The sequence below is a fragment of the Aeromonas sp. QDB25 genome, assembly GCF_027707725.1.
GTDB classification, from domain to species: Bacteria; Pseudomonadota; Gammaproteobacteria; order Enterobacterales; family Aeromonadaceae; genus Aeromonas; species Aeromonas caviae.
Map to the genome: position 1 here is coordinate 23,956 of NZ_JAPCIZ010000048.1, position 10,193 is coordinate 34,148.

The 10,193-nt window shown below is 57.5% G+C and carries 8 protein-coding genes; 5 read left to right on the plus strand and 3 right to left on the minus strand.

Annotated elements, in window-relative coordinates:
* Window positions 1–153 precede the first annotated feature (153 nt).
* The 4 genes from map (at window position 154) to PG883_RS15795 (ending at window position 5,312) form a co-directional block, all read left to right on the plus strand.
* The gene (gene map, locus PG883_RS15780; RefSeq protein WP_043152303.1) at window positions 154–942 is read left to right on the plus strand and encodes a type I methionyl aminopeptidase; all 789 of its coding nucleotides are present in this window, start codon (window positions 154–156) and stop codon (window positions 940–942) included.
* 64 nt (window positions 943–1,006) lie between these two features.
* On the plus strand, window positions 1,007–3,649 hold the full coding sequence (gene glnD / locus PG883_RS15785; RefSeq protein ID WP_043152301.1) for a bifunctional uridylyltransferase/uridylyl-removing protein GlnD: 2,643 nt from the start codon (window positions 1,007–1,009) through the stop codon (window positions 3,647–3,649).
* Between the two features lie 178 nt (window positions 3,650–3,827).
* On the plus strand, window positions 3,828–4,655 hold the full coding sequence (gene dapD / locus PG883_RS15790; RefSeq protein ID WP_010673400.1) for a 2,3,4,5-tetrahydropyridine-2,6-dicarboxylate N-succinyltransferase: 828 nt from the start codon (window positions 3,828–3,830) through the stop codon (window positions 4,653–4,655).
* A 273-nt stretch (window positions 4,656–4,928) separates the two neighbouring features.
* Window positions 4,929–5,312 carry a DUF3461 family protein gene (locus tag PG883_RS15795; RefSeq protein WP_039039426.1) on the plus strand — a complete coding sequence of 128 codons (384 nt, stop codon included), beginning with the start codon at window positions 4,929–4,931 and terminating at the stop codon, window positions 5,310–5,312.
* Window positions 5,313–5,475: 163 nt separating this feature from the next.
* Here the strand turns inward: PG883_RS15795 and ptsG are convergent, their stop codons facing one another.
* The 3 genes from ptsG to PG883_RS15810 all read right to left on the minus strand — a co-directional run bounded on the left by ptsG (window position 5,476) and on the right by PG883_RS15810 (window position 9,668).
* The gene (gene ptsG / locus PG883_RS15800; protein WP_010673398.1) at window positions 5,476–6,909 is read right to left on the minus strand and encodes a PTS glucose transporter subunit IIBC; all 1,434 of its coding nucleotides are present in this window, start codon (window positions 6,907–6,909) and stop codon (window positions 5,476–5,478) included.
* A gap of 432 nt (window positions 6,910–7,341) precedes the next feature.
* Window positions 7,342–8,211, minus strand: a complete 870-nt coding sequence (locus tag PG883_RS15805) for a MalM family protein (RefSeq protein WP_223937916.1) — start codon at window positions 8,209–8,211, stop codon at window positions 7,342–7,344.
* Between the two features lie 182 nt (window positions 8,212–8,393).
* Window positions 8,394–9,668 (minus strand): maltoporin, encoded by a 1,275-nt coding sequence (locus tag PG883_RS15810; RefSeq protein WP_043152296.1) that lies wholly within the window; start codon window positions 9,666–9,668, stop codon window positions 8,394–8,396.
* A gap of 315 nt (window positions 9,669–9,983) precedes the next feature.
* Between PG883_RS15810 and PG883_RS15815 the strand changes: the two genes are divergently transcribed.
* Entirely contained in the window at window positions 9,984–10,160 is a 177-nt protein-coding gene (locus PG883_RS15815) for a hypothetical protein (protein WP_270807380.1), read from the plus strand.
* Window positions 10,161–10,193 lie beyond the last annotated feature (33 nt).

Genomic DNA, 10,193 nt, shown 5'->3' on the forward strand with positions numbered 1-10,193 from the left:
GTGCGACCGCCTGATGACGTTGCGATGACGATCACACTGGAAGTAAACGGGGGTTGGGGATAAAATTTCGCCCTGATTGCAAACGCATCTATTTTTCATTACCTGGTTGTTGGGCATCGGCAGGATGCGCAATCAGGCCCCAAGAGAGATCCCATGTCCATTAAAATCAAGACACCGGAAGAGATTGAAAAAATGCGTGTCGCCGGCCAGCTGGCCGCCGACGTGCTGGTCATGATCGCCCCCCACGTCAAGGCGGGCGTCACCACAGACGAACTGAATACCCTCTGCCACGACTACATCGTCGACGTGCAGCAGGCCATCCCCGCGCCGCTCAATTACCACGGCTTCCCCAAGTCCATCTGCACCTCGGTGAACGATGTCATCTGCCATGGCATCCCGAACCACAAGAAGCTGCGGGAAGGGGACATCATCAATCTGGACATCACCGTCATCAAGGATGGTTATCACGGCGATACCTCCGCCATGTTCATCGTGGGCCAGACCACCCCCCTGCGCCGCCAGCTCTGCAAGGTGGCCCAGGATAGCCTCTATGCCGCCATCAAGCGGGTGCGCCCGGGCATGTGCATCACCGAGATCGGCGCCGTCATCCAGCCCATCGTCGAGCAGGCCGGCTTCTCCGTGGTACGCGACTACTGCGGCCATGGCATCGGTGCCGAGTTCCACGAAGAGCCGCAGATCCTGCACTACCGCAACGGCGGCAAGCTGGAGCTGAAAGCGGGCATGTGCTTCACCATCGAGCCCATGGTCAACAGCAAGAAGTACCACTGCAAGGTCAATCCGAAGGATGGCTGGACCGTGACCACCAAGGACGGCGGCGACTCCGCCCAATGGGAGCACACCCTGCTGGTGACCGAGGATGGCTGCGAGGTCCTGACCCTGCGCCCCGACGACACTATCGAGCGTTTTATCCACCACGTTTGACATTCAACCCCGGCCGCGCGCCGGGGTTGCTCTTTACCCGGCCCGACCGAGAGTGTGACATGCCATGGATGCCAGCCTGCTTTCTCCCCATCTGCTCCCAGACGATCAGCTCACCCGTGACAACTGCAAGGAGTATCTGAGCCGCTTTCTCGCCTGGCTGCATGAGCGCTTCGACGCCGGTGACAACATCATCGAACTGGTGGCCACCCGCTCCGAATACATGGACGCGCTGCTGACCAGGCTCTGGCACAAGTTCGGCTTCGACAGGACCGAGCTCACCCTGATCGCGGTAGGCGGCTATGGCCGCGGCGAACTCCATCCCCACTCCGATATCGACCTGCTGATCCTCTACGAAGGAGATGAACTGGACGAGGTGCTGGGGCTTCGCATCGGCGAGTTCATCACCCTCTTGTGGGATCTCAAGCTGGAGGTGGGCCAGGCGGTGCGCAACGTGGCCGAGTGCATCGAGCAGGGTCGCAACGACATCACGGTTGCCACCAACCTCATCGAGGCCCGTTACATCACGGGTCGCCTGGTGGGATTCGAGCAGTTGCAGGCGGCCACCCAGCCCCAGCACTTCTGGCCGAGCGAAGCCTTCTTTCGTGCCAAACGCGAAGAGCAGGCCCTGCGCCACCAGCAGTTTCTCGGCACCGCCTACAAGCTGGAGCCGGATCTCAAGAACAATCCCGGGGGCCTTCGCGACATCCAAACCCTGGCCTGGGTCGCCCGCCGCCACTTCGGCGCCACCACCCTGTTCGAGATGACCAGCCACGGTTTTCTCAACCGGGCCGAGTACCGGGAGCTGCTCGACTGTCAGAACTTCCTGTGGAAGGTGCGCTTCGCCCTGCACATGGCCATCAACAAGGGGGATAACCGTCTCTTGTTCGACCGCCAGCGCACCGTGGCCCAGATGCTGGGGTTCGAGGGGGAAGGCAACGGCCCGGTCGAGCAGATGATGAAGCGCTTCTACCAGACGGTTCGGCGGGTGGCCGAGCTCAACGAGATGCTGCTGCAACTCTTTGACGAGGCCATTCTCGGCAACACCGCCATGGACGTGCGCCGCATCAGCGACGAATTCCAGCTACGCGGCCGCCTCATCGATGCGGTGGACTCCGAGCTGTTCGGCCGGGATCCTGCCGCCATCCTGCGACTCTTCTACCAGATAGCCCAGCACCCGGAGATTGCCGGCATCCACTCCGCCACCTTGCGCCAGTTGCGCGAGGCCAGACGCACCCTCAACTGCTGGCTGCAAGATCTACCCGAGTGCCGCCGTCTCTTCATGGCGCTCCTGCGCCACCCCAACGGCATCGGCCAGCCGCTCACCCTGATGCACAAGTACGGGATCCTCGCGGCCTACCTGCCCCAGTGGAACCTCATCGTCGGCCAGATGCAGTTCGACATGTTCCACGCCTACACGGTGGACGAACATACCCACAGGCTGCTGCAGAACATCCATCGCTTCCCGAATCCGGCCAGCCGCCAGACTCACCCGCTCTGCCACGAGGTGTTCACCCAGTTGCGCAAGCCCGAGCTGCTCAGCATCGCCGCCCTCTTCCACGACATCGCCAAGGGCAGGCGTGGCGATCATTCCGAACTCGGGGCCGTGGATGCGCTGGAGTTCTGCCAGTTGCACGGGCTGGATCGCTACGAGAGCCGACTGGTCGCCTGGCTGGTGCGCCACCATCTGCTGATGTCGGTCACCGCCCAGCGCCGCGACATCTACGACCCGGACGTGGTCACCGACTTCGCCCAGAAGGTGCGGGATGAATTGCACCTCGACCTGCTCTATTGCCTGACCGTGGCCGACATCTGTGCCACCAACGACAGTCTGTGGAACGACTGGAAGGGCACACTGCTGCGCGAACTCTACTTCGCCACCCAAAAGGCCCTGCGCCAGGGGTTGGAAAACCCGCCGGACATGCGCCTCAAGATCCGTGAAAACCAGCGCCAGGCCAGGCAGATCCTGACCCAGCGCGAGGTGCCACAGGAGGCGGTCACCGCCCTCTGGAACGACTTCAAGGCCGATTACTTCCTGCGCCACAGCCCGGAGCAGATCGCCTGGCACTGCCGCAAGATCATCGCCCACGGTGACAACCCGGCCCCCCTGGTGCTCATCGGCAAGCATCCCATACGGGGCGGTAGCGAGGTGTTCATCTATTGCCGCGATACCCCCAACCTCTTTGCCACCGTGGCTTCGGCACTGGATCAGAAGAACCTCAGCATCCACGACGCCCAGATCATGAATTCGCGCAACGACTACGTGCTCGACACCTTCATCGTACTGGAACCGAACGGCGAGCCCATCAGCCCCAACCGTACCGCCACCATCAAGAAGGCGCTGGAGAAAGCCCTTCAGGAGCCGGGCAAGCTGGTGCTGCGCAGCAAGCCCCTGTCCAGACGCCACCGCCAGTTCAGCGTGCCGACCAGGGTGGTCTTCCTGCCCCACAAGGGGGAAAACCGCCACACCCTGCTGGAGCTGACGGCCCTGGACACTCCGGGCCTATTGGCCCGTATCGGTGCCGTGTTCCAGCAGTGCGGCCTCTCCCTCCATGCCGCCAAGATCACCACCATCGGTGAGCGGGTGGAGGACTTCTTCAGCCTCACCACCCTGGCCGGAGAGCCGCTGAACCCGGAGGAGCAGCAAGCCCTCGAGGAGAGGCTGGTCAATCAGCTCAACCCCCAGGAACCGCTTGGCGAGAGCGCCTGACACGCTCGGATGAAGCCTCGAAAGAGGCTTTTTGACGTATTGATTCCTCAATCAGAACAAATGGTTGGACCACTCAAGTACAATAAATCGCCCTAATTCTGAAGAAATCGGCGAGAGCCCTTAAAAACGATTGGAAAAGTGTGATACAACAAACAGAATTTTATAAAGGAAACCTGTCATGACCCAGTTGCAACAGACCATCGAAGCGGCCTTCGAGCGCCGTGACTCCATCACCCCCGGCTCCGTCGATGCCGCCACCAAGGCCGCCATTCTGGAAGCCATCGACCTGCTGGACTCCGGCAAAGCCCGGGTTGCCGAGAAGATTGCCGGCGAGTGGGTCGTCCACCAGTGGCTGAAGAAGGCCGTGCTGCTCTCCTTCCGCATCAACGACAACGGCATCATCAAGGGCGACGATGCCCAGTACTACGACAAGGTTCCCCTGAAGTTCTCCAACTACACCGAAGAGCAGTTCAAGGCTGCCGGTGTACGCGTCGTGCCGCCCGCGACCGCGCGCAAAGGCTCCTTCATCGCCCCGAACACCGTGCTGATGCCCTCCTACGTCAACATCGGCGCCTTCGTCGATGAAGGCACCATGGTCGACACCTGGGCCACCGTGGGCTCCTGCGCCCAGATCGGCAAGAATGTGCACCTCTCCGGCGGCGTCGGCATCGGCGGCGTACTGGAGCCACTGCAGGCCAACCCGACCATCATCGAAGACAACTGCTTCATCGGTGCCCGTTCCGAGGTGGTGGAAGGGGTGATCGTCGAGGAGGGCTCCGTCATCTCCATGGGGGTCTTCATCGGCCAGTCCACCCGCATCTATGACCGCGAAACCGGTGAAATCCACTACGGCCGCGTCCCGGCCGGCTCCGTGGTCGTTTCCGGCTCCCTGCCCTCCAAGTGCGGCAAGTACAGCCTCTACGCCGCCGTCATCGTCAAGAAGGTGGATGCCAAGACCCGCGCCAAGGTCGGCATCAACGCCCTGCTGCGCTCCATCGACGAGTAATCCACGCCGATGTCATCAAGGGCACCTCTGGTGCCCTTTTTCATGCCCGCTCTCATGGGTGGACGCCAACTCCCCTGCCCCACCAGCACTGCACCCCCCATGAGACGATACCGCTTATGGCAGTGCTGGCAAGGCGTTCACCCCTCCCCTTGGCTCATTGATTAAAGAAGACCTTTTTGACACCAATTTGAATTTGGCGCGCCTGTCACAGGCAAGGCGTCCGGACTCGGGTAAGATAGAGGGGTCAGGATCGTTTCAAACCAAGGAAGCCCGATGTACGAGAATCTCAAGAGCCTGGGGATCCAGGAACCCACCTCGGTGGACAGCTACACCCTGCGCCAGGAAGCCAACCACGACATCCTCAAGATCTATTTCAAGAAGCAGAAGGGTGAATTCTTCGCCAAGAGCGTCAAATTCAAATACCCCCGCCAGCGCAAGACCATGCTGGTCGACTCGGGGACCCATGAGTACAAAGATGTCACCGAGATCAACGCCAACCTCAAATACGTGGTGGATGAGCTGGACAATCTGACCCAGGGCGGCCAGCCTTCCGCCGATCCGGACATCAAGCAGAAAATACTGCGCGACTTGCGTCATCTGGAAAAAGTGGTGCAGAACAAGATCAGCGAGATAGAACGGGATCTCGAAAAGCTTTAAGCCGGTCTGATGCAGCAAAGGCGCCCAGGGGCGCCTTTTTCATTGGGTCACACCATGCTGGCGCCGCCAGGAAAGCCCCCGCACATGTCCCGCCACCAAACGCAACCCAGCAAAAAGGGAGGCTTGCGCCTCCCTTTTCGGAACTCGGATATTGGAGCGACAATCAGTTGCTCTTCATCCAGATGTCCATTTCAGTTTTCAGGTTGTCGGACTTGGTGCCGAAGATGGCTTGTACACCGGAACCCGCCACCACCACACCGGCGGCACCCAGCTTCTTCAGACCAGCCTGGTCAACCTTGGCCACATCCTTCACACCGACACGCAGACGGGTGATGCAGGCGTCCAGAGAGGCGATGTTCTCTTTGCCACCGAAGGCGGAGACCAGTGCAGCAGACATCTCGTCCTTGCTTTGACCGGCAGAGGACTCTTGGGCAGCTTCGTCTTCACGACCCGGGGTTTTCAGGTTCATGGCACGGATGACCACGGTGAAGACCACGTAGTAGATGACCGCGTAGACCAGACCCAGACCCACCAGCAGCAGCATGTTGTCGGCACGCGGAGATTGCACCACGAAGTCGATGAAGCCGTTGGAGAAGGTGTGACCGTGAACGACACCCAGCATGTTGGTCAGGACATAGGCCAGACCTGCCAGCAGAGCGTGGATGGCGTACAGTACCGGGGCCACGAACAGGAAGGAGAATTCGATAGGCTCGGTGATACCGGTCAGGAAGGAGGTCAGGGCAGCAGAAGCCATGATACCTACGATCTTGGCGCGGTTTTCCGGCTTGGCGGAGTGCGCAATGGCAAACGCGGCAGCAGGCAGACCAAACATCTTGAACAGGTAGCCACCCGCCAGTTGACCGAAGCCGTTACCGGCAGCACGGGAAGCGTCATCAGCAGTCAGGAAGCAGGTCATGATGCCGTGTACGGTTTCACCGGCGGCGTTGACGCAGGTACCAGCCTGATAGAAGAACGGCACGTTCCAGATGTGGTGCAGACCGAACGGGATCAGGGAGCGCTCAACCACGCCGTAGATGCCGAAGGCCAGGACCGGGTTCTGGTTGGCAGCCCAGTCGGAGAAGGCACCGATGGCACCACCAATAGGCGGCCAGATGAAGGAGAGCACGACACCCAGACCGATGGAAACAAAACCGGTGATGATGGGCACGGCGCGCTTGCCAGCGAAGAAGCCGAGGTACTCTGGCAGCTGGATCTTGTAGAAGCGGTTGAACGCCCAGGCAGCCACGCCACCGGCGAGGATACCACCCAGCACACCGGTATCGATCTTCTCGACACCCATCACAGGCGCCATCACAGTCAGGGTGGCGGTCATGATGCCGTAGCCGACGATGGCGGACAGGCCGGAAACACCGTCGTTATTGGTGAAGCCAAGGGCGACGCCCACGGCGAACAGCAGAGCCATCTGGCCGAATACGGAACCACCGGCCTGCTCCATCAGTTGGGAGACGATTTCCGGCAACCAGCTGAAGTGGGCAGCACCCACCCCCAGCAGAATACCTGCAACGGGCAAGACCGATACGGGCAGCATCAGCGCCTTACCGACCTTTTGCAGATTAGAGAAAGCATTTTTTAACATGTGTGCGCTCCTGAATGGAATGTCTTACCGTAGACGCTTCAGTCCAATTTATAGACGATCATCAACATCATCTCTCATCGGCATGAATTCGACGCGGGTTTGTTTATTTTGACCAGCTGAATATAACCCAGCAGATCGCAAATATCTTCCATCAGGGGTAAGCGAATAAAAAATTTGGAGGGGAGATCACAAGATAATTTCGGCGGGAATTTTCGGCTAATTACGGATATATTTCGGCATCTTCATGCTAAACCATAAATATGAAAAGTGCTGTTTCGCATTGTATTTTAGCCAATCAAACCAATACCCAACGAAACACACTGTAACTTAATGTAACCATTTGCTGTTTTTTCTATTTTAGTCTACCGATTAAAAAGGCCTCCAACAAGGGAGGCCTCAAATAAATATTATATTTTAAAGACCGGGCAATATTCAGCCCTTTTGGGAACGCTTCACCGCATCAATAAAGATCGATTTCGCCTTGGTCGAACCGGCCCGCTCCGCCTCGCTGACCAGTTGCATCGCCTTGTCGATATCACCGGCTTTCACCGCTTTTTCGATCTGGGATTGATAGAAGGCCTCGGTTTCGCTCAGCATGGGGGCACTGCTCTTGACTGCGCCGGCGGTCGCCAGGGGCACGACAAGCTTGTTTGGTGCCGTGTTGACTACCGGGGTGTTGGCATCAATCACATCCTGATAGACAGGCTTGTAATAGTTGCTCTCGGTTTTGACACCACTCAAGTCCTCCACAGAGAGGCTGACCACGCCCCAGGGGGAGTGCGGAATGACGGGGTCTTTTTCACCATAATCAACCACCCCCAGCGACTTGGTCATCAGCTTGGAAGGGCTAAGGATGGTGGTTGTTTTGTCCAGACCGCTCTGGTCTGTGTAGATCACCATGTAACTTTCGTTATTGGGGTTACCAACATAGGAGCGATCCACGGTAAACACGGCTTCCATGCGATCCCCTTGCAGCATGCGTGCAGGCTCGTACTTGAACACGTCGCTGCCCAACTTGCGGGTCACATTGAATTTGGAATCCAGCATCAAGACGGTCGGGTTGAACAGCGATTTGTCGATCAAGCCATCAACCGTGATGCGCAGGTCACCGGAGTTGACCGGCAACCGGAAGGCGGCAAAGTGGCTTTTCCCTTCGCTGAAAGCGTAAACGGGGGAGCTGCCATCAATGGGGATAAGCTTAGTTGCGCCCGGTTGTATGTCCTGGAACGGCAGACTGGAGACATCGTGACAGCAGCTGCCAACCGTAGCCAATTGGCTCATCGCAACGTCGCGATTTCCCATGATGGACTTGAACTCCTGAGTCGGCGCTACCGTCGTTTCCAACGTGGCGCACCCACCCAGCACAACAGAACAGAATACAGTCAAGGCTAATCTGGAATATCTCATCGCGTGACCCTAAGAAACGTGTTGTAAAAAAAGAGCCCCCGTCATGCGGGGGCACTTGCAGTCATGACGTCAACAGATTACCACCAAGCTTCAGCTTGAACACCGAAGTTCCAGGAGTCGTCCTGCTTCACGCCATTGGCATCCGGGCGGAACTGGCCGTCAGAATCCAGGTAGGAAGCATATACGCGGATTTCCGGGCGGGCCCAGAAGCTGGAGCCAGCGGACCAGGCCTGAGCCAGGGTGTATTTCTTACCGATGGTGCTGGTTTCGGTGCCATTGTTCGGCTTGTAGCTGTCATGGTGATAGCCAAGCTCGGCGATGGTCTTCATGGTGTCATTCCACTTGTACATCGGGCGAACGACAACGGAGAAGGTGTCTTTGTCAGCGCTGTCATTGTCGATATCACTGGCAGTACCGTAAACCAGCTGATGACCGAACTCGACCTTATCGCCAACGGGCAGCACGCCCCAGTTGATGAAGCGCCAGCCATCGCCCTTGGCGGCAGATTGGCTCAGGCCGCTGCCAGAACCGCTACCGTAGTCAACAGCCTGAGCGGCATAACCGTCGGCGAAATACTGAACCACGGTCTTGTTGAAGCCACCCAGCATGGATTGGGTCAGCTCGGCGGTCAGCATGTGGCCGTTTTTCTCGTAATCTTTGCTGCCCAGAGCCGCTTTCTGCTCATCGGTCAGGTTACCGCGGGCGTAGTCATATCCCAGCTCCAGGGAGCCGTCTTTCCACAGCGGGATACCGGCATAACGCAGGTCCAGTACGTCCGTATCAACACGCTTGTCGACACCAACACCACCTACAAACTGATCGTAATCATCCCACGGGTCGTTACGCAGCCATGCAAAAGAGAGCTTGCCCGGACCAGCCTGGATATTTTCTACACCAGCACCGGCACCAGACACATCCCAGTAGTAGAAGTCGGAGATGTGGATGTCGTGACGTTGATAGTAACGCTTACCGGCCCACAGAGTGGCTTCCGGCGCGAAGCCCAGCACGCCTTTGGCCTGGACGTTGAATTGGCGCAGGGCAAAGTCGGCATCACTACCGCTAGTGCTTTCCCAGTCGCGACCTTGCTGACCAGAAACCATTGCAAACATGGAGTCTACGTAGAAAGACTTGCCGTCCTTGTTGTAAGCCTCTTGACCTAGCTGGACTTCGCCGTAGGTCTCGGCTTCATTGCCCAGACGACCGACTTTCGCCTTGGAATAGGTTTGCAGGCTGCCGTTATCGGAAGTACCGACACCGGAACGCATGTAGCCGTGGAAATCAACGGCGAAGGCGGCTTGGGAAGCCAGGGCTGCGGTTACTGCTGCAGCGATCGGGAGCCACTTTGCTTTCATTTTCATTTTCCTTATTCCCGCTGAGAGGAGTGTGATCCTGATATTCAAGTTCTTATCACCGGAAAAACGTTTTGGTGATAACCGAGGTCGATTATAGGTACCCAAATTCCCTGCAAACATGAGCTGATTCACAAAACGATGACAAATCGCACGCCACCGACAGCCACAGCCACAAAATGTCAATGAATTTTCATTTTTTGGCACCAACCACCCAAGATAAGCACAAAAAAGAAAAACAATAACTAAAGAAAGCGCTTTCAAATATTAATTTGCAACGAGAGTTAAGTGATAAATCCATGTCGCAGTAGCAAAAACATGACTGAAATCGCTTTCAATGCGGAACTTTTAATTTTTCAATTTGTCGTGGTTGATGATGAATATGGCCAATCGCTTATCATCATTGGCGAGAAAAATGTAAGTATTCACCGGAACAGTATTGACACAGGAAAAATGAGACGATCGTCTCTTGATCCCACTTTCCTGCTTGCTTGATCCTGCTCCTTAGATACGCTCCCCCCATGAGCA

Bases quoted from the DNA above. Each gene is read 5' to 3' on its own strand.
- dapD (WP_010673400.1), top strand. From the start codon at position 3,828: ATGACCCAGTTGCAACAGACCATCGAAGCGGCCTTCGAGCGCCGTGAC.
- PG883_RS15805 (WP_223937916.1), bottom strand. From the start codon at position 8,211: ATGGGAAATCGCGACGTTGCGATGAGCCAATTGGCTACGGTTGGCAGC.
- PG883_RS15810 (WP_043152296.1), bottom strand. From the start codon at position 9,668: ATGAAAGCAAAGTGGCTCCCGATCGCTGCAGCAGTAACCGCAGCCCTG.
- map (WP_043152303.1), top strand. From the start codon at position 154: ATGTCCATTAAAATCAAGACACCGGAAGAGATTGAAAAAATGCGTGTC.
- glnD (WP_043152301.1), top strand. From the start codon at position 1,007: ATGGATGCCAGCCTGCTTTCTCCCCATCTGCTCCCAGACGATCAGCTC.
- PG883_RS15795 (WP_039039426.1), top strand. From the start codon at position 4,929: ATGTACGAGAATCTCAAGAGCCTGGGGATCCAGGAACCCACCTCGGTG.
- ptsG (WP_010673398.1), bottom strand. From the start codon at position 6,909: ATGTTAAAAAATGCTTTCTCTAATCTGCAAAAGGTCGGTAAGGCGCTG.
- PG883_RS15815 (WP_270807380.1), top strand. From the start codon at position 9,984: ATGACTGAAATCGCTTTCAATGCGGAACTTTTAATTTTTCAATTTGTC.